This window comes from Variovorax paradoxus (assembly GCF_029919115.1).
Classification (GTDB): Bacteria; Pseudomonadota; Gammaproteobacteria; order Burkholderiales; family Burkholderiaceae_C; genus Variovorax; species Variovorax paradoxus_O.
Genome location: NZ_CP123990.1, coordinates 1,221,909 through 1,247,344 on the forward strand (window position 1 = coordinate 1,221,909; position 25,436 = coordinate 1,247,344).

Below are 25,436 nucleotides of genomic sequence, written 5' to 3' on the forward strand. Positions count from 1 at the left end.
ACTACCGCTATGAACTCTTGCGTACCCGCAGGTACCATTCGCAGAGCAGGCGAACCTGCTTGGCCGTATAGCCCTTTTCGACCATGCGGGTCACGAAGTCTTCGTGCTTCTTCTGTTCGTCGGCACTGCTCTTCGTGTTGAAGCTGATCACCGGCAGGAGTTCCTCGGTGTTGGAGAACATCTTCTTCTCGATGACGGCGCGCAGCTTTTCGTAACTCGTCCATGCGGGGTTGCGCCCGGCGTTGCCGGCCCGCGCACGCAGCACGAAGTTGACGATCTCGTTGCGGAAGTCCTTCGGATTGCCGATGCCCGCGGGCCGCTCGATCTTCTCGAGTTCGGCGTTGAGCGCGGCCCGGTCGAACACCTCGCCGGTGTCCACGTCGCGGAACTCCTGGTCCTGGATCCAGTAGTCGGCATAGGTGACGTAGCGGTCGAAGATGTTCTGGCCGTATTCGCTGTAGCTCTCCAGGTAGGCCGTCTGGATTTCCTTGCCGATGAACTCGGCATAGCGCGGCGCCAGCAGCTCCTTGATGTAGCTGATGTACTTCTGTTCTGTTTCCGGCGGAAACTGCTCACGTTCGATCTGCTGCTCGAGCACATACATCAGGTGCACCGGGTTGGCGGCCACCTCGGAACTGTCGAAGTTGAACACCTTGGAGATGATCTTGAACGCAAAGCGGGTCGATACGCCGCTCATGCCTTCATCAACCCCGGCGTAGTCGCGGTATTCCTGGATCGACTTGGCCTTGGGATCGGTGTCCTTGAGGTTCTCGCCGTCGTACACCTGCATCTTGCTGTAGATGCTGGAGTTCTCGGGTTCCTTCAGCCGCGTGAGCACCGAGAGCTGGGCCATCATGCGCAGCGTGCCAGGGGCGCAGGGCGCCTTGGCCAAGGATGAGTTGCGCACCAGCTTCTCGTAAATCTTGATTTCTTCCGAGGCGCGCAGGCAGTACGGAATCTTGACGATGTAGATCCGGTCGAGAAAAGCCTCGTTGTTCTTGTTGTTGCGGAAGGCCTTCCACTCGCTCTCGTTGCTGTGCGCCAGCACGATGCCGTCGAACGGGATGGCGCCGAAGCCTTCGGTGCCCTTGAAGTTGCCTTCCTGCGTGGCCGTGAGCAGCGGGTGCAGCACCTTGATGGGCGCCTTGAACATTTCGACGAATTCGAGCAGGCCCTGGTTGGCCAGGCACAGGCCGCCGGAGTAGGCGTAGGCGTCGGGGTCGTCCTGGGCATAGGTCTCGAGCTTGCGGATGTCGATCTTGCCGACCAGCGAGGAGATGTCCTGATTGTTCTCGTCGCCCGGCTCGGTCTTGGCAACGGCAATCTGGCGCAGCACGGAAGGGTAGCGCTTGACCACCTTGAACTGGCGGATGTCGCCGCCGTACTCTTCGAGGCGCTTGACGGCCCACGGCGAGAGGATGCGGTTCAGGTAGCGGCGCGGAATGCCGTATTCCTTTTCAAGGATCTCGCCGTCTTCGACCGCGTCGAAAAGACCGAGCGGCGTTTCGTTGACCGGCGAACCCTGGATGGCATAGAAGGGCACATGCTCCATGAGCTGCTTCAGGCGCTCGGCAATGGAGCTCTTGCCGCCGCCGACGGGCCCCAGCAGGTAGAGGATCTGCTTCTTTTCCTCGAGGCCCTGGGCGGCATGCCTGAAGTACGACACCACCTGCTCGATGGCGTCCTCCATGCCGTAGAACTCCTTGAACGCGGGGTAGATCTTGATGACCTTGTTCGCGAAGATTCGCGAAAGCCGGGGATCGTTGCGCGTGTCGACCAGCTCGGGTTCGCCGATTGCCTTGAGCATCCGCTCGGACGCAGTGGCATACGCTGTGGGATCGCGTTTGCAAATATCCAGGTAGTCCTGCAGCGAGAGGACTTCCTCGCGGGTGCGCTCGTAGCGGGCGGCAAAGTTGCTGATCACATCCATGGTCACGCCTCCATCAAGTCTGCGGGTTTTATTAACCCGAAGCCTGCAGCCGCAATGCGTCGCAACTTTTTTAAAGGTGCCCGCCCCATGGCTGCAAGCCGTGGAAAACTCCCTTAATCACATCTGCACAAACAGCATAAAGCAAAGAGTGCACCCGGAATATTGTTTGTTAAATCAGAACCACAGTGCCGAGTAAAGTTCCCAAGAAAAACCCGCACCATTTCTCAATTCCAGCTAAATTCCAAGGTTCGGCAAACGGACTTGGTGCTATCCCGATGCCCAGTGAAAATACCTATGGCAATCGGTCTATGCACTCATTGCTTCTTTTCCGGGGAAAGCACCTCCTATTGAGCCCCCCACGGCCCAAAAACGGTTACACCACAATAACGCGCCATGTGCTGTTTGGGTTTATTGCTCAAACGAAAAATATATAAAAGCAATCTGCGCGCCATCTTTTGATGGGCAAGGCGCGCATGTCCGCGTGGGAACGCGCGCCAATCGCCGGTCGGCGTGGTTCTGGCGGGAGCCTTCATGGTGCGCGGCACCGAACAAGGTCGGCAGGCACCGTTCGCGTGCATGAACGAAGACAGGGGCCGCATGGGCCCCTGTTCTTGCTACTTCAGCTTCTTCAGCTGAAGAATTCCTTGGCCTTGTCGAGCCAGCCCTTGTCGGTGGGGCTGTGCTTGTCGCCACCCTTCTTGAGCGACTCGTCAAGCTCCTTCAGCAGCTTGCGCTGGTGCTCGGTGAGCTTGACCGGCGTTTCGACGCGCACGTGGCAATACAGGTCGCCCGGGTAGCTCGAGCGCACGCCCTTGATGCCCTTGCCGCGCAGGCGGAACTGCTTGCCGCTTTGCGTGCCGTCGGGAATGTCGATGGCGGCCGGGCCCTTGAGCGTGGGCACGCTGATTTCGCCACCCAGCGCCGCCGTCGTCATGCTGACGGGCACCACGCAGTGCAGGTCGTCTCCGTCGCGTTCGAACAGCTCGTGCTTCTTGAGGCGAATCTCGATATAGAGGTCGCCAGGGGGCCCGCCATTGGTGCCGGGCTCGCCGTTGCCCGTGCTGCGAATGCGCATGCCGTCGTCGATGCCAGCCGGGATCTTGACCTCGAGCGTCTTGTTGTTCTTGATCTTGCCCTGGCCGTGGCACACCGTGCAGGGCTCGGGAATGATCTTGCCGCTGCCGTGGCAGGTGGGGCAGGTCTGCTGCACGCTGAAGAAGCCCTGGCGCATTTGCACGGCGCCGGCGCCGTGGCAGGTGGTGCAGGTGATGGGCTTCGTGCCGGGCTTGGCGCCCGAGCCGTGGCAGGTGCCGCAGTCATCCCAGCTCGGAATGCGGATCTGCGCTTCCTTGCCTTCTGCGGCTTCTTCGAGCGTGACCTCCATTGCGTAGCTGAGGTCGCTGCCGCGGAACACCTGGCGTCCGCCGCTGGTGCGGCCGCGGCCGCCGCCGAACACGTCGCCGAAGATGTCGCCGAACGCTTCGGCAAATCCGCCGAAGCCCTCTGCACCGGGGCCGCCGCGCATGTTGGGGTCGACGCCGGCGTGGCCGTACTGGTCGTAGGCCGCGCGCTTCTGGCTGTCCGACAGCATTTCGTAGGCTTCCTTCACCTCCTTGAACTTGGCCTCGGCGTCCTTGCTGGTGTCGCCGTGGTTGCGGTCAGGGTGGTGCTTCATCGCAAGCTTGCGATAAGCCTTCTTGATTTCTTCCTCGCTCGCGTTCTTGGGAACGCCGAGGGTCTCGTAGTAGTCGCGTTTTGTGGCCATGGCTGGTTCGGTCGGGGCGGGCGTGAAGCCGTAACTTGAAGCGAGAAAGGCTGGAACACCCGCTCAGGTATTCCAGCCTTGTTCGAAGGGCTGAGGATCAGTCCTTCTTGACTTCCTTGACTTCGGCGTCGACCACGTTGTCATCGGCCGGCGCGCTCGCAGCTTCCGGGCCAGCGGCAGCACCCGGGCCGCCGGCGGCGCCTGCAGCGGCCTGCGCCTCGGCATACATCTTTTCGCCGAGCTTCTGGCTTGCGGTCATCAGCGTGTTGGTCTTTTCCTCGATCGAGGCCTTGTCCTCGCCCTTCAGGGCTTCTTCGAGGTCCTTGATCGCGGCTTCGATCTTTTCCTTCTCGCCGGCGTCCAGGCTCGCGCCGTGTTCGCCGAGCGACTTCTTCACGCTGTGCACCATGGCTTCGCCCTGGTTGCGCGCCTGCACGATTTCGAGCTTCTTCTTGTCGTCGGCCGCGTTCAGCTCGGCGTCCTTCACCATCTTCTGGATCTCGTCTTCCGAGAGGCCCGAGTTCGCCTTGATGGTGATCTTGTTTTCCTTGCCGGTGCCCTTGTCCTTGGCGCCCACGTGCAGGATGCCGTTCGCGTCGATGTCGAAGCTCACCTCGATCTGCGGCGTGCCGCGCGCTGCCGGCGGAATGCCCTCGAGGTTGAACTCGCCGAGCAGCTTGTTGCCCGCCGCAATGTCGCGCTCGCCCTGGAACACCTTGATGGTCACGGCCGGCTGGTTGTCTTCGGCCGTGGAGAAGGTCTGCGCGAACTTCGTCGGGATCGTGGTGTTCTTCGTGATCATCTTGGTCATCACGCCGCCCATGGTCTCGATGCCCAGCGACAGCGGGGTCACGTCCAGCAGCAGCACGTCCTTGCGATCGCCCGAGAGCACCTGGCCCTGGATGGCGGCGCCGACGGCCACGGCTTCATCGGGGTTCACGTCCTTGCGCGGCTCCTTGCCGAAGAAGGCCTTCACCTTTTCCTGCACCTTGGGCATGCGGGTCATGCCGCCGACCAGGATCACGTCGTTGATGTCCGAAACGCTGATGCCGGCGTCCTTGATGGCCAGGCGGCAGGGCGCGATGGTGCGCTCGACCAACTCGTCGACCAGGCTCTCGAGCTTGGCGCGCGTGAGCTTGATGTTCAGGTGCTTCGGGCCCGAGGCATCGGCCGTGATGTAGGGCAGGTTGATGTCGGTCTGCGCGCTGTTCGACAGTTCGATCTTGGCCTTTTCGGCCGCTTCCTTCAGGCGCTGCAGGGCCAGCACGTCCTTGCTCAGGTCGACGCCTTGTTCTTTCTTGAACTCGGCAATGATGTAGTCGATGATGCGCTGGTCGAAGTCTTCGCCGCCCAGGAAGGTGTCGCCGTTGGTCGAGAGCACTTCGAACTGCTTCTCGCCGTCCACGTCGGCAATTTCGATGATCGACACGTCGAAGGTACCGCCGCCGAGGTCATACACGGCGATCTTGCGGTCGCCCTTGTCCTGCTTGTCCAGGCCGAAGGCCAGGGCCGCGGCGGTGGGCTCGTTGATGATGCGCTTGACGTCCAGGCCCGCAATGCGGCCGGCGTCCTTGGTGGCTTGGCGCTGTGCGTCGTTGAAGTAGGCCGGCACCGTGATCACGGCTTCGGTCACCGCTTCGCCGAGGTAGTCTTCGGCGGTCTTCTTCATCTTGCGCAGGATGTCGGCGCTCACCTGCTGGGGCGCCATCTTCTTGCCGCGCACTTCCACCCATGCGTCGCCGTTGTCGGCCTTGGCAATGGTGTAGGGCATCAGGTCGATGTCTTTCTGGACTTCTTTTTCTTCGAACTTGCGGCCGATCAGGCGCTTGATTGCATAGAGCGTGTTCTTGGGGTTCGTCACCGCCTGGCGCTTGGCCGAGGCACCGACCAGCACTTCGCCGTCTTCCTGGTAAGCCACGATCGACGGCGTGGTGCGCGCACCTTCCGAGTTTTCGATCACACGCGTGGTGTTGCCTTCCATGATCGACACGCACGAGTTGGTGGTGCCGAGGTCGATGCCGATGATCTTTGCCATGTTCTTTACTCCTGAAAGCCTGAAAAATATGTTGTTATGAACTTGTGGATAACCCAGCGCGATTCAAGGTATGAAGCGGGGATTTCCTGTGGGAATCGTGTGTATCGGTAGAGCGGATTACTTGGGCGCGCTGACGGTGACCAGCGCCGGGCGCAGCACGCGCTCGTTGATGGTGTAGCCCTTCTGCAGCACGCTCACCACGGTGTTCGGCTCCTGCTCGGGGGCGGGCACCACCGAAATGGCCTGGTGCTGGTGCGGATCGAACTTGGTGCCGGGGGCCGGAGCTACCTCGATGACCTTGTTGCGCTCGAGCGCGCTCTTCAGCTGGCGCAGCGTGGCTTCGGCACCTTCGCGGATCTGTTCGGGCGTGGCGTCCTTGATGGCGAGGCCGGCTTCGAGGCTGTCCGTCACGGGGAGCAGGCTCTCCGCAAAGGCCTCGACCGCAAACTTGCGCGCCTTGGTGATCTCGTCGTCGGCGCGGCGGCGCGCGTTCTGCACGTCGGCCTGCGCGCGCAGGTACTGATCGGCCAGTTCGGCATTCTTGGCCTGCAGTGCGGCGAGCTCGCCCTGTGCTGCAGCCAGGGCGTCTTGCGCCTCGGCTTCGTTGGCAGCCTGTGCGGCCTCCAGTTCTTCGGGGCTTGGCTCGCCTTGCAGCATTTGAGAATTCTGTGCGGATTGTTGCGGGTCAGACATTTTTCAAAGAACCGGCGTGTGCCGGGAAACAAACGATAGCCAGCCACTTGGGGCTGGTCGGAGGCATTTCAAGCGAAAAAATGCGGCCAAAAGGGCCGCTGAGGCATGAAAAAGGCCCGCAATCGGGCCTTCGTGCCAAGTGTGGCGGGAACGATCAATGGGCGTCGAGCAGCTCGACGTCGAACTTCAGCGTTGCGTTCGGGGGAATCACGCCGCCGGCGCCGCGTGCGCCATAGCCCAGCGATGCGGGAATGATCAGCGTGCGCTTGCCGCCGATCTTCATGCCGGCAACGCCTTCGTCCCAGCCCTTGATGACCTGGCCGGCGCCCAGCGAGAACGCGAAGGGGTCGTTGCGGTCGCGGCTCGAATCGAACTTGGCGCCTTGCACGCCGTCGTTGTAGAGCCAGCCGGTGTAGTGCACGTGCACGTGTTGGCCGGCCTTGGCTTCGGCGCCGTCGCCCACGGTGGTGTCTTCGTATTGCAGGCCGGAGGGAGTGGTAGGCATGTGAACGCTCCTTGCGTCGATTTTGGATGGTGAATGGATGAACCAGCGAAGGCTGGAAGTTTACCGATGCCTCCGGCCGGCCCTGCCGACCTGCTCAATTGGCAGGGTCGGCGGGCGGGGTAGATGAGGAAGGGGATGACGGTGCCGGGCTCGAAGGTTCCGCGGAGCCGGAAGAAGCGGGTGCTGCGGGCACAGCAGGGGCCGGCGATGAAGCAGGCGCGGTGGGCGCTGGTGCTGCGGCCTTCTTGACTTGGCCCAGCTGCCACTTGCCCGCAAAGGCCTGCAGGTCGGACAGCCGCTTGAGCAGGTCTTGCCCGCTGACGGTCAGGCTGTAGCCGTCGCCGCCGTGGCTGACGAGGCCCGCCTCGCGCAATTCCTTGATGCGCGTATTGAGCGTGTTGGGAGTGATGCCACCGACACTGTCCTGCAGCAGCCGGAACGTTTGCGCATGCCCGTCGCGCAGCGCCCAGAGCACGCGCAGTGCATAGCGCGCCTCGAGCAGTGCGAGCAGCTGGCTGATGGCTGCGTTTTCCTTGGTACTCATCGACATCATCTCCTCGGGGGCTGGGCGGGCCATCGATCCTGGCGGCAGGGCCGGTGCTCGCGTTCTTGTTGGCTTGCTATGGCCGCTCGTTGCTCGGCGACTATAGCGCAAGGATCACGATGCTACTAGTTTTATAGCTACGGGTGCATACAGCATGCGGGCTCTGAGACAAAGCCTCACAAATTGACAAAGTCGGCCATGGCTTCGCCCAAGCGAACGGCACGGGCCGGCGACCAATCGGGGTTGAACACCAGCGCGGGCGCCGGGAACAGCATGACCACGGTGGAGCCGAGCAAAAAGCGGCCCATCTCGTCGCCCTTCGTGAGCACGATGTCCTGGTCGGCGTAGCTCCATTCGCGCAGTTCGCCGCCGCGCGGCGGATTGACCACGCCGTGCCACACGGTGGCCATGCTGCCGACGATGGTGGCACCCACCAGCACCAGCACGAAGGGGCCGCGTCCGGTTTCGAAAACGCACACCACGCGCTCGTTGCGCGCAAACAGGCCGGGCACGCCGCGCGCGGTGGCGGGGTTGACCGAGAACAGGTCGCCGGGCACGTAGATCATGCGCAGCAGCCGGCCATCGCACGGCATGTGAATGCGGTGGTAGTCCCTGGGGCTCAGGTAAAGCGTGGCAAAGCTGCCGTGCGCGAAGCGGGCCGCCAGCGTCGAGTCGCCGCCCACCAGCGCGGTGGTCGTGTAGTTGTGGCCCTTGGCCTGGAAGATCTGGTCGCCCTCGATGGCGCCGAACTGGCTGATTGCACCGTCGACCGGGCACACCAGGTCGGCGTCGGCCAGGGGCCGCACGCCGGGCTTGAGCGCGCGGGTGAAAAACTGATTGAAGCTTTTGTAGTGGTTGATGTCCGACTCGAGCGCTTCGCCCATGTCGACGCCGTACTTGGCAACGAAGCGCCGGATGATCCACGTGGTGACGGCGCCGCGTTCCTTGCCTGCGACCCAGCCGGCAAAATTTGTCAGTGCCTGCTTGGGAAACAGGTATTGGTGCAGTACGGCTGAGCGGTCGGACACGTGTGAATGGCCGGGCAGGCCTGGAATGCAAATCGGAGGGGCATTCTATAAAGGCCCCCGGCGTCCGGACGTAGGAAGCTTCCCTTGTATGGAGCCCAGCCACCTCGTGCGGATCGGGGGGCGGTTGCACGCCGCCCCCGGCGCAATATCAGTCCGCCTTGATGCCGGCCGCCTTGATCACCTGGGCCCACTTCTCGACCTCGGCCTTCTGGAAGGCCGCGATCTTTGCCGTGGTCAGGTCGGCAGGCTCCATGCCGAATCCCTTGAGCTTTTCCTGCATCTCCGGCGTTGCAAGAATCTTGCGGATCTCGGTGTGCAGCCGGTCGACGACGGGTGCCGGCGTGCCCGCGGGCACGAAGATCGCCTGCCACGACAGCACCTCGAAGTCTTGCAGCCCCGCAATGCCCGACTCTGCAACGGTGGGCACGTCGGGCATCGAAGCCAGGCGCTTGGCCGAGGTCACGGCAATGGCGCGCAGCTTGCCGCTTTGCACGTGCGGGCCAGCCACAACGGTGGTGTCGAACATCATGTCCACCTGGCCGCCGATCACGTCCTGGATGGCCGGGCCGCTTCCCTTGTAGGGAATGTGCGTGAACTTGACGCCCGACTTGAATGCCAGCAGTTCGAGCGACAGGTGCTGCGAGGTGCCCGTGCCGGCCGATGCCGACGACAGGCCGCCCGACTTGGTCTTGCTCGCTTCGAGCACGTCCTTCAGGGTCTTGTAGGGGCTCGCCTGGTTCACCACCAGCACCAGCGGGTTGGTGCCGATGAGCGTGACCGGCGCAAAAGACTTCTGCGGGTCGTAGCCGAGCTTCGGATACAGGCTGATGTTGATTGCGTGCGAGCTGATGGTGCCGCCCACCATCGTGAAGCCGTCGGGTGCCGCGCGTGCGCCGATTTCGGAGCCCACGCTGCCGCCGGCACCTCCCTTGTTGTCGACGATCACGCTCGTGCCCAGCACCGTGCCGAGCTTCTGTCCGATCAGGCGGGCCAGCACGTCGGTGGTGCCGCCAGCGGGAAATGGCACCAGGTAGGTAATGGCCTTGCCGGTGGGCCAGTTGCCGGGGCCTTGCGCAAAAGCGGGCAGGCCCGCGGCAAGCGAAGAGGCGAGGGCGGTGCGAATCAGTGTTCGGCGTTGCATGGCGATATCTCCTTTGATGATGATGTTCGTTTTCGTCGTCACGGCGTATCGACGATTTCGATCCAGTTCGGGTTCTTGCCCACGCCGATGCGCGAAGGCTTGCCCAGTGCGCCGGTGGTGGGGTCGATGGCATACAGCGCAACGTTGTGCGACTCCTGCCCGGCGGCAATCAGGTAGCGGCCGCTCGAATCGATGGCAAAGCCGCGCGGCGTTTTCTCGGTCGGCGTCTGGCCGAGCGGCTTCAGCTGTCCGGTGGACGGGTCCACCCTGAAGGCCGAAAGCGTGCTCGACGTGCGCTCCGATGCATACAGAAAACGCCCATCGGGTGTCAGGTGCAGGTCGGCCGCCCAGGGCTTGCCGGTGAATCCGGCGGGCAGCGTGGTGGTGCTTTGTTCCAGCTTGAGCGTGCCGCGCGCTGCGTCCCAGGCGTACACGTTCAGGCTCGCGTCGAGTTCGTTCAGCAGGTAGACGCGGCGCTGCGCCTTGTCCCACACAAAGTGACGCGGCCCCGACTTGGCGGTGGCCATGGTCAACGGCGGATCGTTGGCTGAGAGCAGCCCCTTGTCCGCATCGAAGCGCCAGCTCGACACGTTGTCGCCGCCCAGGCTGGTGGCAAGCACGAAGCGGTTGCTCGCGTCCGCGTGGATCGCGTGCGCATTCGGCCCGGTCTGCACCAACTGCTGGATGGCGCCCGCGGCGCCGTCCTTGCCGATGGCGTTGACCGAGATCTTGCCGCCCTGGTAAGAGGCCGCAAAGAGCCATTTGCCGCTCGCGTCGAGATCGATGTTGGCCATGCTGTCGGCCAGCGGCGCCTCGCCGATTTTCTGCAGCTTGCCCGTGGCCGGGTCGATCGACATGCTGACCACGCGGAACGGCTGCGAGCGAAGCGCGGCATGCAGCACGCGCTTGTCGGGGCTTACCACCATGGGCATCACAGTGCCGCCGACATTCAGCGCCTGCACCGGCTTGAGCACGCCGAGGGCGCGGTCCAGCTCGAGCACCGAGACTTCCTGGCTGTCGGCGTTGGAGACATAGACCCAGGTGCCCGCCGAGGCGTGGCCCGCGGCAGCCAGCGACAGCAATGCAACCGCGCCGCGAAGCGCGCGAAAGATGGGCGTGCGGTTCATGGCTTGATGTTGAGTTTGGCGATCAACGCCTTGAAGTACGCGTTGTCCTTGGCCAGCGTTTCCTTGAACACCGCGCCGTCGGTGTAGACATAGCCGAGGTTCTGCTTGTCCATCACCTCATGCATGAGCGGCTCGGCCGCCGTCTTGGCCGTGATCTCGCGCAGCTTTGCCATGACTTCGGGCGGTGTGTTCTTGGGTGCGCCAAGGCCGCGCCAGGTGCCGATCGACAGGTCGATGCCGCGCTCCTTGGCCGTGGGTACGTTGTCGAAGCCTTTCACGCGCTTGTCGGCCATGACCATCAGCACCTTGAGCTTGCCGGACTGCACATGCGTCGTGACCTCGGCCGGGCTCACCGCCACGGCCTCGATGTGGCCGCCCAGGAGCGCCAGCACCGCGGGTGCCGCACCCTGGAAAGGAATGTGGCCAAACTTGGTGCCGGTCTTGTCTTCCAGCGCGGCCGCGGCCAGGTGCCAGATGGAGCCGTTGCCCGAATTGCCGACTCGCACGCTTTCGGGCGACTTCTTTGCGGCTGCCAGGAATTCTTCGATCGTGTTCCATGGCGCGTCGGCCTTGACGGTGATCGCGGCCGGGTCTGCGTTGAGTTGCGCAATCGGCTGGAAGTCGTCGTAGTTGAACTTGGCCAGGCCCAGGTGCGGCAGCGTGAGCAGTTCCACCGTCAGCACCGCGAGCTTGTAGCCGTCGGGCCGGGAGTTGATCACCTCGGTCCAGCCGATCGCGCCGCCCGCGCCGGGGCGGTTGACGATCACGATGCTCTGCGACGTGTGCTTGCGGCTCGCTTCTGAAAAAGCGCGCGCCAGGCCGTCGGTGCCGCCGCCTGGCTGGTAGGGAACCAGCAGCTCGATGGCGTGGTTCGGAAAGTTGTTGCTGTTGCTCTGGGCCGTCGCCAGTGCCGTGTAGCCGAGCGAGAGGCTCGCCGTTGCCGAAAGGGCGGCCAGGCCGCGCAGGAATCTGCTTCTTCTCATTGGTTGTTGTCTCCGTTATTGATCTTGATTCGGCAAAGCCCAAAAAGGCTGGAAAAGGCGCGCTTCCGTCAGGGCATGTATTGCCCGCCGTTGACTTCGATGACCTGGCCCGTCACGTAGCCTGAAAGCTGCTCGGAGGCCAGATAGAGGAAAGCGCCCACGCATTCGTCCGGCGTGCCGATGCGCCCCATCGGAATGCCGGCGCGGAACGACTCGAGCATGGCGGGCGTGGAGAAGCGGTCCTGGAACGGCGTCTGAATGACGCCGGGTGCGACCGCGTTCACACGGATCTTGTCGCCGACGAGTTCCCTGGCGAGCCCGTGCGTGGCCGTGCTCACAAAGCCCTTGGAACCCGCATACAGGTAGGCGCCGGGGCCGCCGCCGGTGCGCGCCGCAACCGACGTCACGTTGATGATGTTGCCGCCGCCGTGGGTGCGCATGAGCGGCACCACCTCGCGCGCAAACGCGAGCACCGAGCGTGCGTTGATGTGCATCACCTCGTCGAACAGCGCATCGTCGAATTCCGCAATGGGCACGCGCTTTACCAGGCTGCCCGCGTTGTTGACCAGCACGTCGATGCGGCCGAACCGCGCCGCCGTCTGCTTCACGCATTCGCGGATGGCGGCGGTGTCGAGCACGTCGCCCTGCAGCGCAAAGGCGTCGCCTCCGGCCTTGCGAATGGTCTCGACGACCTGGTTCGCTGCATCGGCGGAGCTGTTGTAGTGCACTGCCACGCGCACGCCGCGGGCCGCGAACGCAATGGCGACTGCGGCACCAATGCCGGTGCTGGCGCCGGTGATGAGCGCGGTCTTGCCTTTGAGGTCTTCCATGGATGTTTCCTTTGGAGGTCGTCGAATGAAGTCAGGTCACGGGGGCGGGGTTGAACAGCACCAGCGCGTTGTGCAGCTTCCATTGTTCGGCCCAGGTTTTCTTCCTGCCGCTGGCCACGTCGAGCATCAGGCGGAACATCTCCCAGCCCACGTCTTCGATGGTGGCGTCGCCGTCGGCGATGCGGCCTGCGTTCACGTCCATCAGGTCGTGCCAGCGGCGGGCGAGGTCGCTGCGCGTGGCCACCTTGATCACGGGCACTTCGGCCAGGCCGTAGGGCGTGCCGCGGCCGGTGGTGAACACGTGCAGGTTCATGCCGGCGGCCAGTTGCAGCGTGCCGCAGATGAAGTCGCTGGCGGGTGTCGCGGCGTAGAGCAGGCCTTTCTGCCTGGCTTTCTCGCCCGGCGACACGACGCCGGAGATCGGCGCGCTGCCGCTCTTCACGATCGAGCCCATGGCCTTCTCGACGATGTTCGAGAGCCCGCCCTTCTTGTTGCCCGGGGTGGTGTTGGCGCTGCGGTCGACGCGGCCGCGATCCAGGTAGGCGTCGTACCACGCCATCTCGCGGATCATGGCCTCGGCCACCTCAGGCGTGGTTGCGCGCGAGGTGAGCTGGTCGATGCCGTCGCGCACCTCGGTGACTTCGGAGAACATAACCGTGGCGCCGGCGCGCACCAGCAGGTCGGTGCAAAAGCCCACGGCCGGGTTTGCCGTGACGCCCGAGAAGGCGTCGCTGCCGCCGCACTGCACGCCCACCACCAGTTCGCTGGCCGGCACGGTTTCGCGCCTGCGGGCATTCAGCCGCTCCAGGTGTTCTTCGGCCTGCCGCATGATCGAATCGATCATCGACATGAAGCCCACGTGGGCGTCGTCCTGCAGGCACACCACGTCGAGCTTGGCATTGGCCGTCTCACCGATGTCGGCCACGTTGCGCTCGTCCACCAGCGCAATGCTGCCGGGCGGCAGCAGCCGCTCGGGCTGCAGCTTTTCGCAGCCCAGGCTGATGACCATCACCTCGCCGCCGAAGTTCGGGTTGAGGCTGATGTTGCGCAGCGTGCGAATCGGGATGACCGCATCGGGCGCGTCGATGGCCACGCCGCAGCCGTAGCTGTGCGACAAACCCACCACATCGTCGACGTTGGGGTACTTCGGAAGCAGCTCGGCCTTGATGCGCTGCACCGCAAAGTCGACGACGCCGGCCACGCACTGCACCGTTTGCGTGATCGCGAGGATGTTGCGCGTGCCTACCGATCCATCGAGGTTGCGGTAGCCCTCGAAGGTGTAGCCCTCCAGCGGTGGTTGCGCGGGCGGCTTGACGGTCGCGATCGGCAAGCCCTCGAGCTCGCGCGCGGCGGGCATCTTGAGCAGCCGCTCGTGCACCCAGCTGCCGCGCGGAATGGCCTTGAGCGCATAGCCGATCACCACGTTGTAGCGCAACACCGCGTCGCCTTCGGCCAAGTCGACCAGCGCGACCTTGTGGCCCTGCGGCACGTTGTCCACCAGCACAAGGCCGTCGGCGAACGTGGCGCCGGCCTTCAGTCCGCCGTCGTTGGCAACGATGGCGACGTTGTCCGCCGCGTGCATGTGGATGCGGTGCGGCGGACGCGCCGCCGGGGAAGAGGGAAGTGGTGAGTCGGCCATCGTGAAAGCGGGATTCGCGTTGCGGGTCTTTGCTCTGTTACTTCACCGAGTTGATGAGGTCGGGCAGCCACATCGAGAACGCCGGCACGTAGGTCACGAGCATCAGACAGATCAGAAGAGCACCATAGAACGGCCAGATCGACCGCATCACCTGCCCGACCGATACCCCTCCGATCGCACAGCCTATGAACTGCGTCGTGCCCACCGGCGGCGTGTTGAGCCCAAGCGCGCAATTGATCAGCATGACAATGCCGAACTGCACGGGGCTCATGCCAAACTGCATGGCAATGGGCAGGAAGATGGGCGTGCAGATCAGAATGGTGGCGGCCATGTCCAGGAACGTGCCCAGCACGAACAGCAGCACGTTGATCATCAGGAAGATGACCCACGGATCGCTCGAGACGCTGGTCATGAGCTCGCCGGTCTTCTGCGGCACTTCGTACAGGGCCATGAAGTAGCCGAAGGCCGAGGAAATGCCGATCAGCAGCAGCACCACGCCGGTCGTCTTGCAAGCCTTGGCGCAGGCCTTGAAAAAGTCCTTGCGGCTGAGCGACCGGTACACGAACACCGTAACGCCCAGTGCCCACAACACAGCCGTTGCGGCCGATTCGGTGGCGGTGAAAACGCCCGACAGAATGCCGACAAGAATGATCGCAACGATCATCAGCCCCGGCAGTGCGCCAATGAAGGCCGAGAGCACTTCGCCCCAGCCCGGGAACGCGCCGCGGATCGGATAGCCGCGGCGGATGGCCACGTAGTAGGCGGCGCCCAGGTTGCACACCGTGAGAATCAGCGCGGGAATCAGGCCCGCGAGAATCAGGCTCAACACGCTGACAGAGGCAATGCCGGTGGTTGCGAGCGTGAAGATGATCAGGTTGTGCGAGGTGGGCATCAGCGCACCCACCAGGGCGGCGTGCGTCGTGACGTTGACCGCGTAGTCGGCGTCGTAGCCTTCCTTCTTCATGAGCGGAATCATCACCGAGCCCATGGCCGAGACGTCGGCCACCGGCGAGCCGGCCACGCCGCCGAACAGCGTGCAGCCGATCACGTTGCTCATGCCCAGGCCGCCGCGCACATGGCCGACCAGGCTGTTGGCGAAACGAACGATGCGCTGCGCGATGCCGCCGTAGAGCATCAGCTCGCCGGCGAACACGAAGAACGGAATGGCCAGGAAGGAAAACACCTGCATGCCGCCGACCATCTTCTGGAACACCACGGCAACGGGCAGGCCCGCATAGAGCACCGTGGCAACGGAGGCAAGGCCGATCGAGAAGGCGACGGGCACGCCCAGCACCAGCAGTGCCAGGAAAACAAGGGAAAGGACAGTCAGTTCCACGCCGGCACCACTTCTTCGTCGCGCAGGAGGGCGACGATATGTTCAATCGAAAAAAGCACGATCAGGAGGCCCGCAATCACCAGGGCCAGGTAGTCGAGACCGACCGGAATGCCCATCATGGGCTTGATGTCGCTCCACTTGAGCGTGGTCCAGACCCAGCCGCTCCACGTCATGATTGCGCCGAAGAGCGCAACCAGCGCATGAATCAGTATTTCGATCTTCAGGCGGATCGACTCGGGCAGCAGCACCACCAGCGAGTCGAGCCCGATGTGGCCGGCATCCCGCACGCCGACGGCAACGCCGAGCGCGGTGACATACAGCACCAGTTGAAGCGCGAGCCCTTCGGCCCAGGTCGGCGTGTCGTTGAACACATAGCGGCCGACCACCTGGTACTGAACGCAAACGATGATCGTGATGAGCATCGCAACGGCGAGCATCAGGCTCGCCTTGGAAAGAAAAGCGCAAAAGCGCGAATAGGCGTGATTGGACGGCGGACGTCCATCAGGATTGACAAGGTCTTCGAGCTCGACGGGCACGCCGGTTGCCATCGTGTCTACCGCGGGGACGGTAAGTGTCATGGGAATTTCCCTGAATATGGAAAGAGGCCCTCCCTCGGGAGGAGGGAGGGCCGGGGCACGTTACTTGTTGTCTTGAACGGCCTTGACGAGGCGCTGCAGATCAGGCGTGGAAATGAACTTCGTGTAGACCGGGGTCATCGCCGAGCGGAACGAGGCCTTGTCCACATCGGCAACGATCTGGGCGCCGCCCTTGGTCACGACTTCGAGCGACTTGGCTTCCTGCTCGTCCCACTTCTTGCGCTGGAAGGCCACCGATTCCTTGGCCGTTGCGCGGAACAGGTCCTGGTCGGCCTTGGGCAGCTTGTCGTAGATGGCCTTGGACATCACGAGCATTTCGGGCGCCATGGAGTGTTCGGTGCGCGAATAGAACTTCACTGCTTCGTAGTGCTTGAAGCCGTCGTACGAAGGAATGTTGTTTTCGGCGGCGTCGATGAGGCCGGTCTTGAGCGCGGTGAACACCTCGCCGGCAGGCATTGGCGTGGCGTTGGCGCCCATGGCGCTTACCAGGGCAACCCACAGGTCGGATTGCTGCACGCGGATCTTCAGGCCCTTGGCATCGGCCAGCGTCTTGACGGGCTTCTTGGCGTAGATCGAGCGGGCGCCGCTGTCATAGAAGGCCAGGCCCACCAGGCCTTCGTGCTCGCAGCCCTTCAGGATTTCGTCGCCGATGGGACCGTCGAGCGACTTGCGCATATGGGCGATCGAGTCGAACAGGAAAGGCATCGTCGGCACCAGCGTCTTGGGGCAGATCGAATTCAGCGCGCTGATGTTGACGCGGTTCATTTCGAGCGCGCCGATCTTGACCTGGTCGAGCGTTTCCTTTTCGCTGCCGAGTGCGCTCTTGTTGAACACCTTGATCTTGTACTTGCCGTTGCTGCGCTTCTCGAGCAGTTCGCTCATGTGCTTGACGGCTGCGACGGTGGGGTAGTCATCGCTGTTGTGCACGTCGGCCGAGCGGAACTCGACGGCGTTTGCAGCCATGGCGCAGAGACCGGCGGCCAGCGCGATCAGGTGGCGGTTGTATTTCATTTGTCTTCCTCTTCGGGTTGGTGGTTAAAAGGCAATCAGAAACGGCATTCGGGTTCCGGCAGGCCCTTGACGCCAGGACGCAGCGCAAAAACGCCGCCCGCCAGCGGCTGGTCGGACAGGTCGCCTCCGGGGCGGATCGAAGTCACGAAGAGCGTGTCGAGTTGCGGGCCGCCAAATGCGCACATCGCGGGCTTCTTCACAGGCACTTCGAGCGAGCGGTCGAGCTTGCCGTCAGGCGTGAAGCGGTGCACCAGGCCCGCGTCGTTGCCGCAGATCCAGTAGCAGCCGTCGACGTCGACGGCTGCGCCGTCCGGCCGGCCGGGCAGCGGCTTCATGTCGACGAACACGCGGCGGCTGTGCGGCGTGCCGGTGTCGGTGTCGTAGTCGAAGGCCCAGATGGTCTGAACCAGCGGATGCGAATCCGAGAGATACATCGTCTTGCCGTCGGGGCTGAAGGCGAGGCCGTTCGGAACAATCATGTGTTCGAACTGCGGACGCAATGCGGCGCCCGCGTTCACGTCGGCGTGGTAGCGGTAGACGCGGCCGACCTCATGGGCCGCTGCCATGTCCATTTGCATGGTGCCGGCCCAGAAGCGGCCCTGGCGGTCGCAGCGGCCGTCGTTGAAGCGCATGCCGTGTTCGGCGTGCGCCGCGCTGGCAATGGGGCTCGCGGCCAGCGTGCCATCGGCGCGGGTTGCAATCGCGAACAGGCCGCTCTCCATGCCGGCGATCCATTCGCCCGGGTGGCCCGCGCGCGGCGCGATGCAGGCGAGCATTTCGTCGCCGGTCCAGCGGCTGTGTTCGCCCGTGGAGGCGTGCCAGCGGTGCAGGTGCCTGGCCGGTATGTCGACCCAGTAGAGCGCCTGTTCGTCCGCGCGCCAGACCGGGCTTTCGCCGGTTGCGCACTGCACGTCGAGAACGAGTTCTGCTTGCATGCCGGCTGTCATTGGTCGCCGAACGGGCCTTGCGCCGTGAAGGCGCCGCCCTGGTAGATGGCGTTGGGGTCGGTCGGCGCCACGGGCGGTTGAGCCTCGACCTTGTCGCGGAACACTTCGGACGTGTCCTGCGGCACGAACCCCAGGTGCGCGGCTGCGCTGTTGTCCCACCACACATCGCGGTTGGCCGACATGCCGTAGACGACGGTGTGCTTCACCTCGGGTGTGAAGAGCGACTTTTCGATCAGCGTGGTGAGGTCGCGGTAGCTGAGCCAGGTGCTCATCATCCGCCGGTTGAGCGGCTCGGGGAACGAGGAGCCGATGCGGATGCTCACGGTTTCGATGCCGTACCGGTCGAAGTAGAACTGCGCCACGTCTTCGCCGAACGACTTGGAAAGGCCGTAGTAGCCATCGGGCCGGCGGGCAACGTTGGCGTCGAGGTGCTCGCTCTGCTTGTAGAAGCCGATCACGTGGTTGGAGCTTGCGAACACCACGCGCTTCACGCCGTGGCGGCGGGCGGCTTCATAGATGTGGAACACGCCCTTGATGTTGGCTTCGAGAATCTCTTCGAACGGACGCTCGACCGACACGCCGCCAAGGTGCACGATGGCATCGCATCCTTCGACCAGTGCATGGACCGCGGCTTTGTCGGAAAGGTCGCAGGGCACCAGTTCTTCATGCGCACCCTCGGAGGGCGCGACTGCGGCAATGTCGGAAAGGCGCAGGATCCCGGCATAGGGGCGCAGGCGTTCACGCAGTACCTTGCCCAGGCCGCCGGCCGCGCCGGTGAGCAGGATCCGGGGGAGCTTGTTGTTCGAAACTTGTGAGGACGTCGACATGTTTGTTGGCGCTTGGAATGGGTTGGTTCTGTCGGTCAGGGATCCGGAGGCCGCTGGGCTGAAACTTCAGCTGGATATCGGGTCAGTCCAAATAACCGGCCGATGGATAGAGCGGCGCTTTCGGAGGGCTGGAGTGATAAGTTATCTGTTGTCGTACAACTAATAGGGGATTATTATCTTGACCATGGTCCAAACGGCTACGGGTAATCCCTCAATATCGACCGCGGCGGCGGAAGTCGCCGCCGGCGGCTCCTATGCGGGGCGCGCGCGCCCGCGCGGCCTTGCCCATGGGCTGGTGGAAGACCTGGGCGAGAAAATCCGCAATCAGTCGCTGCGACCCGGCGACAAGCTGCCCACCGAGTCGGCCATCATGAAGTCGTTCGGCGTGAGCCGCACCGTGGTGCGCGAAGCGCTGTCCAAGCTGCAGGCCGCCGGGCTGGTTGAAACGCATCACGGTGTCGGCACCTTTGTGCTGCAGCCGCGCGCGGCGGGCATGTTCCGGCTCGACTCGACCGACATCGCCAACTCCGTGGACGTGCTGGCGGTGCTTGAGCTCCGCATCAGCCTCGAGACCGAATCTGCCGGGTTGGCCGCCTCGCGCCGCACCGAGGAGCATCTGCTTGCCATGCGCCAGGCACTCGACGATTTCGAGCGCAACGTGGCGGTGGCAGGGGACACCGTGGCGCCCGATTTCCGCTTTCACCTGCAGATCGCCCAGGCCACCGGCAATCCGTATTTCGCGGACATCATGAGCCACCTGGGCACCACGATCATTCCGCGCACGCGCATCACCGCCATTCGCAACTACGACCGGCGCGGCGAATACCTGAGCCGCGTGAACCGCGAGCACGAAGAGATCTACGCGGCCATTGCGCGGCGCGATCCCGAATCGGCCCGCGCGGCCATGCGCATTCATCTCACCAACAGCCGTGAGCGGCTGCGTGTTGCGCAAGAAGCGGCCCAGCAGACGGGCGCCACGCAGCCGCCGGCGGCTTCCTGAACGAAATTTCCGGCAATACGCTGGACAATCGTTGTTTGTGGTTGTACGATGACTGACAACACAAACCAGCTGGAGACTTGAATGAGCTTGAAAAGACGTGATCTGGTGCTCGGTGCCCTCGGCGGCGGGGTGCTTGCAGCCAGCGGCGCTGCGCATGCAGCCGACAACTGGCCATCGAAGCCGATTCGTATTGTGGTGCCTTACCCGCCCGGCGGTTCGTCCGACATCATTGCCCGCTCCATCAGCCAGCCGCTGTCGGAAGCACTCGGCCAGCCGGTCATCGTCGAGAACAAGCCCGGTGCCAACGGCAACCTCGGCGCCGACTACGTCGCCAAGTCCAGGCCCGATGGCTACACGCTTCTGTTGTGCGACGTGGGCGCGCTCGCCATCAGCCCCTCTGTCTACACCAAGCTGTCGTTCGATCCGTCGAAGGACCTGCGCGGCGTGACCATGCTGGCCTATTCGCCCCACCTGCTGGTGGTGCACCCGTCGGTCCAGGCCAACAACCTGAAGGAACTGGTCGCACTGTCGAAGAAGTCGGAAGTCAATTTTGCGGTGACCGCCACCGGCAGCGCACCGCACCTTGCCGGCGTGGCGCTCGAGCGTGCCAGCGGCGCGCGTTGGCAATACGTGCCCTACAAGGGCGGCGTGCAGGCGGTGCAAGACACCGTTGCAGGCCAGACCCAGATACTGATGAACGGCATGCTTGCCACCTTGCCGCATGTTCAAAGCGGCAAGCTCAAGGTGCTCGGCGTTTCCAAGTCGACGCGCATGCCGCTCATCGGCGAAGTGCCCACCATTGCGGAGCAGGGCGTGGCCGGTTTCGAGTCGGGCACGTGGCAAGGGGTGCGGGTTGCCAAGGGCACGCCGGACGCCATCGTCCAGCGTCTCAACAAGGAACTGATCACCGTCATTCGCGCGGCCGACATCCGCTCGCGCCTTGCAGGGCAGGGCGCCGAGGTCGTGACCATGGCCCCGGCCGAAGAAGAGCAGTTCTTCGGCAAGGAACGCGCACGTTGGGCCAAGGTGGTTGCCGACGCCGGCATCAAGCTGGACTGACCGGCCCTCCCGATCCATTTTTTAACTCACTCTCATTGGTGTCTCGATGAATCCTCAAGAACTCAAATCCATCATGGGCTCCGGCCTGCTCTCGTTCCCGTTGACCGACTTCGACGCGAACTCAAGAACTCAAATCCATCATGGGCTCCGGCCTGCTCTCGTTCCCGTTGACCGACTTCGACGCGAACGGGGACTTCAACAAGAGCAGCTACGAGAAGCGTCTCGAGTGGCTTGCTCCCTACGGCGCAAGCGCGCTGTTCGCGGCGGGCGGCACGGGTGAGTTCTTCTCGCTGACGGGCGACGAGTACCCCGGCATCATCAAGACCGCGGTCGACACCTGCCGCGGCGTGGTGCCGATCATCGCGGGCGCCGGCGGCCCCACGCGCTTTGCCATCCAGTGCGCGCAAGAGGCCGAGAAGGCCGGCGCCCACGGCATCTTGCTGCTGCCGCACTACTTGACCGAAGCCGGCCAGGAAGGCCTGGCCGCGCACGTCGAGGCCGTCTGCAAGAGCGTGAAGTTCGGCGTGATCGTCTACAACCGCGCCACCAGCCGCCTCAAGCCGGACACCCTGGCCGGCCTGGCCGAGCGCAACCCGAACCTCGTCGGCTTCAAGGACGGCATCGGCGACATCGAAGCCATGGTTGCCATCTACCAGAAGATGGGCGACCGTTTTGCCTACCTGGGCGGCCTGCCCACGGCCGAGGTGTATGCAGCGGCCTACAAGGCCATGGGCACGCCGGTGTATTCGTCGGCCGTCTTCAACTTCATTCCCAAGACCGCGGTGCAGTTCTATGAGGCCGTGCGCGACGACGACATGGCCACCCAGCATCGCCTGCTGAAGAACTTCTTCATGCCGTACCTGGAACTGCGCAACCGCACGCCCGGCTACGCAGTGAGCATCGTCAAGGCCGGCGCCAAGATCGTCGGCCACGACGCAGGCCCGGTGCGCGCACCGCTCACCGACCTGAAGCCCGCGGAGATGGAGCAACTGAAGGCGCTCATCGACGCCCTCGGCCCGCAGTAAACAGCCAGTTCAGCAACAACAACAACGGAGACAACGACACATGTTCATCAAGAAGCTTTTTCTCGTGGCCGCTTCGGCGGTCGTGTTCACCGGCTGCGCCATGATGCCCGCGGGCGGCGGCGCATCGGCGGAGCCGGCGGTTGCCGCTGCCGCCGAGCGCCTGCGCGTTGCAATGATCGACCCGACCCCGGCCGCCCTTGGCGCGCTGGTGGCCGACGACCTGAGCTACGGCCATTCGGGCGGCAGGGTGGACACCAAGGACAGCTTCATCGGCGACCTGATCGCCGGCAAGTCCGACTTCGTCAGCATCGCCATCACCGAGCAGACCATCAAGGTGGTCGGCGGCGATACGGCCATCGTGCGCCATACACTGGCGGCCGATACCTTGGATTCGGGCAAGCCCGGCAAGGTGGCGTTGAAGATCCTCGGCATCTGGAAGAAGCAGGGCAACGACTGGAAGTTGCTGGCCCGGCAAGCCGTGCGCATCTAGCATCCAGCTTCCAGCAAGCATTCATCAGGTTTCGCGCAAATGACAATCCCAGCCTCCGCTTCTTCCGTTTCTGGCGCGCCCGTGGTCACCGGCATGCGCGTGGTGCCCGTCGCGGGCCACGACAGCATGCTGATGAACCTGAGCGGTGCGCACGGCCCGTTCTTCACGCGCAACCTGCTGATCCTGACCGACAGCGCCGGCAACACCGGCGTCGGCGAAGTGCCCGGCGGCGAGAAGATCCGCCAGACGCTCGAAGATGCACGCGGCCTCATCGTGGGCCAGCCCATCGGCAAGTACAACGCCGTGCTCAACAGCATGCGCAGCGCCTTCGCCAACCGCGACAGCGAAGGTCGAGGGCAGCAGACCTTCGACTTGCGCGTGACCATTCATGCGGTCACCGCCGTCGAAGCGGCACTGCTCGACCTGCTGGGCCAGCATCTCGAAGTGCCGGTGGCCGCACTGCTCGGCGAAGGCCAGCAGCGCGACGCCGTGCAGATGCTCGGCTACCTGTTCTACGTGGGTGACCGCAACAAGACAGACCTGCCGTACGAGAGCGACCCCGGCGCCGACAACGACTGGTTCCGCCTGCGCCACGAAGAAGCGATGACGCCCGAGGCCATCGTGCGCCTGGCCGAAGCCACGCATGCGCGCTACGGCTTTACCGACTTCAAGCTCAAGGGCGGCGTGCTGCGCGGCGAAGAAGAGGTGGAAGCCATTCGTGCGCTGCACGAGCGCTTTCCGCAGGCGCGCGTCACGCTCGACCCGAACGGCGGCTGGCTGCTGCAAGACGCCATTCGCCTTTGCCGCGACCTGCACGGCGTCATGGCCTATGCCGAAGACCCGTGCGGTGCCGAAGGCGTGTTTTCAGGCCGCGAGGTCATGGCCGAGTTCCGCCGTGCCACGGGCCTGCCGACCGCCACCAACATGGTGGCCACCGACTGGCGCGAGATGGTGCACAGCCTCTCGCTGCAGTCGGTCGACATTCCGCTGGCCGACCCGCATTTCTGGACCCTGCAGGGCTCCGTGCGCGTGGCGCAGCTGTGCCAGGCCTCGGGCCTGACCTGGGGCTCGCATTCGAACAACCACTTCGATGTGTCGCTTGCCATGTTCACGCACGTGGCGGCGGCCGCCCCGGGCAAGGTCACGGCCATCGACACGCACTGGATCTGGCAGGATGGACAGCACCTGACCAAGGCGCCGCTGCAGATCGAGGGCGGCTTCGTGAAGGTGCCGACCCGCGGCGGGCTCGGCATCGAGCTCGACATGGACGAGGTCGAGAAGGCCCACCAGCTCTATCTGAAGCACGGGCTGGGTGCGCGCAACGATGCGCAGGCCATGCAATACCTGATCCCCGGGTGGACTTTCGACAATAAAAAACCATGTCTGGTCCGCTGAAGGTTTAGTCTCCCGTTTCCATTTCCGCAGCCGGACACCCAGTGCCCGGCTTCTTTCTTTTCATCGAGCAGCAAGGAACACTCATGCAAAACTTCGACAACCTGATTGGCGGCGAATGGCGTGCCGGCGCAAGCTACAGCCCCAACCTCAACCCCAGCAACCTGGCCGACGTGCTGGGCCAGTACACGCAGGGTGATGCCTCGCACGTCGACGATGCCGTGGCTGCTGCCACCGCCGCCTTCCCGGCCTGGGCCACCGGCGGCATCCAGGCACGCTCCGATGCGCTCGACAAGATCGGCAGCGAAATCCTCGCCCGCAAGGAAGAACTCGGTACCCTGCTTGCGCGCGAAGAAGGCAAGACCCGCGCCGAAGGCATCGGCGAAGCCACCCGCGCCGGCCACATCTTCAAGTTCTTCGCCGGCGAATGCCTGCGCCTCTCGGGCGAGATCGTGCCCTCGGTGCGCCCCAACATCGGCGTGGAAATCACCCGCGAGCCGGTCGGCGTCGTCGGCCTCATCACCCCCTGGAACTTCCCCATTGCCATTCCGGCCTGGAAGATCGCACCCGCGCTGGCCTTCGGCAACTGCGTGGTGCTGAAGCCCGCCGACCTGGTGCCCGGCTGTGCCTGGGCGCTGGCCGAAATCATCAGCCGCTCGGGCATTCCGGCCGGCGTGTTCAACCTGGTGATGGGCCGCGGCAGCGTGATTGGCAATGCACTGGTCAACCACCCCGGCATCCATGCCATCAGCTTCACCGGCTCGGTGGGCGTGGGCCGCAACATCGCCGTCCAGTGCGTGACCAACCACAAGAAGGTGCAGTTGGAGATGGGCGGCAAGAACCCGCAGGTCATCCTGGACGACGCCGACCTGGCCCAGGCCGTGGAACTGAGCGTGCAAAGCGCGTTCTATTCCACCGGCCAGCGCTGCACGGCCTCCAGCCGCCTGATCGTCACCGAAGGCATCTACCCCAAGTTCATCGACGCGATGAAGGCCCGCATGGCCAAGATCAAGGTGGGCGATGCACTGGCGCAGGGCACCGACATCGGCCCCGTCTCGTCCAAGTCGCAGCTCGACCAGGACATGGAATACGTGGCCATCGGCAAGGGCGAGGGTGCCACGCTGGCCGCGGGCGGCGAACTGCTCAAGCTGGAGACCGACGGCTACTACATGTCGCCGGCGCTCTTCAGCGAAACGGCGGCCGCCATGCGCATCAACAAGGAAGAGATCTTCGGCCCGGTGGCGAGCGTGATCCGCGTGAAGAACTACGAAGAAGCGCTGGCCACGGCCAACGACACGGAGTTCGGCCTTTCTGCCGGCATTGCAACCACGAGCCTGAAGTACGCCACGCACTTCAAGCGCCACAGCCAGGCCGGCATGGTGATGGTGAACCTGCCGACGGCAGGCGTGGACTACCACGTGCCGTTCGGCGGCCGCAAGGGCTCGAGCTACGGCCCGCGCGAGCAGGGCAAGTACGCGCAGGAGTTTTTCACCACGGTGAAGACGGCCTACACGCTGGCTTGATGTTCTCCCG

At 64.0% G+C, this 25,436-nt stretch carries 22 protein-coding genes and 1 pseudogene; 6 read left to right on the forward strand and 17 right to left on the reverse strand.

The genetic code is table 11. The features are described from left to right. Positions 1 to 7: 7 nt before the first annotated feature. The 17 genes from QHG62_RS05950 to QHG62_RS06030 all read right to left on the reverse strand — a co-directional run bounded on the left by QHG62_RS05950 (position 8) and on the right by QHG62_RS06030 (position 18,937). Positions 8 to 1,930, reverse strand: coding sequence for a PrkA family serine protein kinase (locus tag QHG62_RS05950; protein WP_126747425.1), 1,923 nt, complete (start codon positions 1,928 to 1,930; stop codon positions 8 to 10). 628 nt (positions 1,931 to 2,558) lie between these two features. Next, complete coding sequence (gene dnaJ, locus QHG62_RS05955) at positions 2,559 to 3,695, reverse strand: molecular chaperone DnaJ (protein WP_258505162.1); 1,137 nt, start codon at positions 3,693 to 3,695, stop codon at positions 2,559 to 2,561. A 97-nt stretch (positions 3,696 to 3,792) separates the two neighbouring features. Further along, the gene (dnaK, locus tag QHG62_RS05960; RefSeq protein ID WP_281149941.1) at positions 3,793 to 5,730 is read right to left on the reverse strand and encodes a molecular chaperone DnaK; all 1,938 of its coding nucleotides are present in this window, start codon (positions 5,728 to 5,730) and stop codon (positions 3,793 to 3,795) included. Between the two features lie 117 nt (positions 5,731 to 5,847). After that, positions 5,848 to 6,423 carry a nucleotide exchange factor GrpE gene (gene grpE, locus QHG62_RS05965; protein ID WP_281149942.1) on the reverse strand — a complete coding sequence of 192 codons (576 nt, stop codon included), beginning with the start codon at positions 6,421 to 6,423 and terminating at the stop codon, positions 5,848 to 5,850. 154 nt (positions 6,424 to 6,577) lie between these two features. Then, entirely contained in the window at positions 6,578 to 6,928 is a 351-nt protein-coding gene (locus tag QHG62_RS05970; RefSeq protein WP_012746856.1) for an FKBP-type peptidyl-prolyl cis-trans isomerase, read from the reverse strand. A 94-nt stretch (positions 6,929 to 7,022) separates the two neighbouring features. Beyond that, positions 7,023 to 7,472, reverse strand: a complete 450-nt coding sequence (locus QHG62_RS05975; protein ID WP_281149943.1) for a winged helix-turn-helix transcriptional regulator — start codon at positions 7,470 to 7,472, stop codon at positions 7,023 to 7,025. Positions 7,473 to 7,648: 176 nt separating this feature from the next. After that, a complete protein-coding gene (asd, locus tag QHG62_RS05980; RefSeq protein ID WP_281149944.1) occupies positions 7,649 to 8,500 on the reverse strand; it encodes an archaetidylserine decarboxylase in 852 nt (283 codons plus the stop codon). 148 nt (positions 8,501 to 8,648) lie between these two features. Then, on the reverse strand, positions 8,649 to 9,641 hold the full coding sequence (locus tag QHG62_RS05985; protein ID WP_281149945.1) for a Bug family tripartite tricarboxylate transporter substrate binding protein: 993 nt from the start codon (positions 9,639 to 9,641) through the stop codon (positions 8,649 to 8,651). A gap of 38 nt (positions 9,642 to 9,679) precedes the next feature. Beyond that, the gene (locus tag QHG62_RS05990) at positions 9,680 to 10,768 is read right to left on the reverse strand and encodes a lactonase family protein (protein WP_281149946.1); all 1,089 of its coding nucleotides are present in this window, start codon (positions 10,766 to 10,768) and stop codon (positions 9,680 to 9,682) included. Next, the gene (locus QHG62_RS05995; RefSeq protein ID WP_281149948.1) at positions 10,765 to 11,751 is read right to left on the reverse strand and encodes a Bug family tripartite tricarboxylate transporter substrate binding protein; all 987 of its coding nucleotides are present in this window, start codon (positions 11,749 to 11,751) and stop codon (positions 10,765 to 10,767) included. The genes QHG62_RS05990 and QHG62_RS05995 overlap by 4 nt, the downstream gene beginning before the upstream one ends. Before the next feature lie 68 nt (positions 11,752 to 11,819). Next, positions 11,820 to 12,581, reverse strand: coding sequence for an SDR family NAD(P)-dependent oxidoreductase (locus tag QHG62_RS06000; RefSeq protein WP_281149949.1), 762 nt, complete (start codon positions 12,579 to 12,581; stop codon positions 11,820 to 11,822). 31 nt (positions 12,582 to 12,612) lie between these two features. Then, positions 12,613 to 14,220: a galactarate dehydratase gene (garD, locus tag QHG62_RS06005; protein WP_281149950.1), complete on the reverse strand. Its 1,608-nt coding sequence runs from the start codon at positions 14,218 to 14,220 to the stop codon at positions 12,613 to 12,615. Between the two features lie 37 nt (positions 14,221 to 14,257). After that, positions 14,258 to 15,556: a TRAP transporter large permease gene (locus QHG62_RS06010; RefSeq protein ID WP_281149951.1), complete on the reverse strand. Its 1,299-nt coding sequence runs from the start codon at positions 15,554 to 15,556 to the stop codon at positions 14,258 to 14,260. Then, on the reverse strand, positions 15,547 to 15,993 hold the full coding sequence (locus tag QHG62_RS06015; protein WP_281151513.1) for a TRAP transporter small permease: 447 nt from the start codon (positions 15,991 to 15,993) through the stop codon (positions 15,547 to 15,549). Before QHG62_RS06015 ends, QHG62_RS06010 begins: the two co-directional genes overlap by 10 nt. 201 nt (positions 15,994 to 16,194) lie before the next feature. Beyond that, positions 16,195 to 17,163, reverse strand: coding sequence for a TRAP transporter substrate-binding protein (locus QHG62_RS06020; RefSeq protein WP_281149952.1), 969 nt, complete (start codon positions 17,161 to 17,163; stop codon positions 16,195 to 16,197). 35 nt (positions 17,164 to 17,198) lie between these two features. Continuing rightward, positions 17,199 to 18,098, reverse strand: a complete 900-nt coding sequence (locus tag QHG62_RS06025; RefSeq protein WP_281149953.1) for an SMP-30/gluconolactonase/LRE family protein — start codon at positions 18,096 to 18,098, stop codon at positions 17,199 to 17,201. Between the two features lie 8 nt (positions 18,099 to 18,106). Further along, on the reverse strand, positions 18,107 to 18,937 hold the full coding sequence (locus QHG62_RS06030; protein WP_281149954.1) for an NAD-dependent epimerase/dehydratase family protein: 831 nt from the start codon (positions 18,935 to 18,937) through the stop codon (positions 18,107 to 18,109). A 184-nt stretch (positions 18,938 to 19,121) separates the two neighbouring features. Between QHG62_RS06030 and QHG62_RS06035 the strand changes: the two genes are divergently transcribed. The 6 genes and pseudogenes from QHG62_RS06035 (at position 19,122) to QHG62_RS06060 (ending at position 25,426) form a co-directional block, all read left to right on the forward strand. Beyond that, a complete protein-coding gene (locus QHG62_RS06035) occupies positions 19,122 to 19,937 on the forward strand; it encodes a FadR/GntR family transcriptional regulator (protein ID WP_281151515.1) in 816 nt (271 codons plus the stop codon). 81 nt (positions 19,938 to 20,018) lie between these two features. Next, on the forward strand, positions 20,019 to 20,996 hold the full coding sequence (locus tag QHG62_RS06040; protein ID WP_281149955.1) for a Bug family tripartite tricarboxylate transporter substrate binding protein: 978 nt from the start codon (positions 20,019 to 20,021) through the stop codon (positions 20,994 to 20,996). 122 nt (positions 20,997 to 21,118) lie between these two features. Then, positions 21,119 to 22,021 (forward strand): annotated as a pseudogene (gene kdgD, locus QHG62_RS06045) (5-dehydro-4-deoxyglucarate dehydratase); the annotation flags it as partial. Between the two features lie 40 nt (positions 22,022 to 22,061). Beyond that, on the forward strand, positions 22,062 to 22,511 hold the full coding sequence (locus QHG62_RS06050; RefSeq protein WP_281149957.1) for a nuclear transport factor 2 family protein: 450 nt from the start codon (positions 22,062 to 22,064) through the stop codon (positions 22,509 to 22,511). A 39-nt stretch (positions 22,512 to 22,550) separates the two neighbouring features. Further along, a complete protein-coding gene (gene gudD / locus QHG62_RS06055; RefSeq protein WP_281149958.1) occupies positions 22,551 to 23,906 on the forward strand; it encodes a glucarate dehydratase in 1,356 nt (451 codons plus the stop codon). 83 nt (positions 23,907 to 23,989) lie between these two features. Beyond that, complete coding sequence (locus QHG62_RS06060; RefSeq protein WP_281149959.1) at positions 23,990 to 25,426, forward strand: aldehyde dehydrogenase family protein; 1,437 nt, start codon at positions 23,990 to 23,992, stop codon at positions 25,424 to 25,426. Positions 25,427 to 25,436 lie beyond the last annotated feature (10 nt).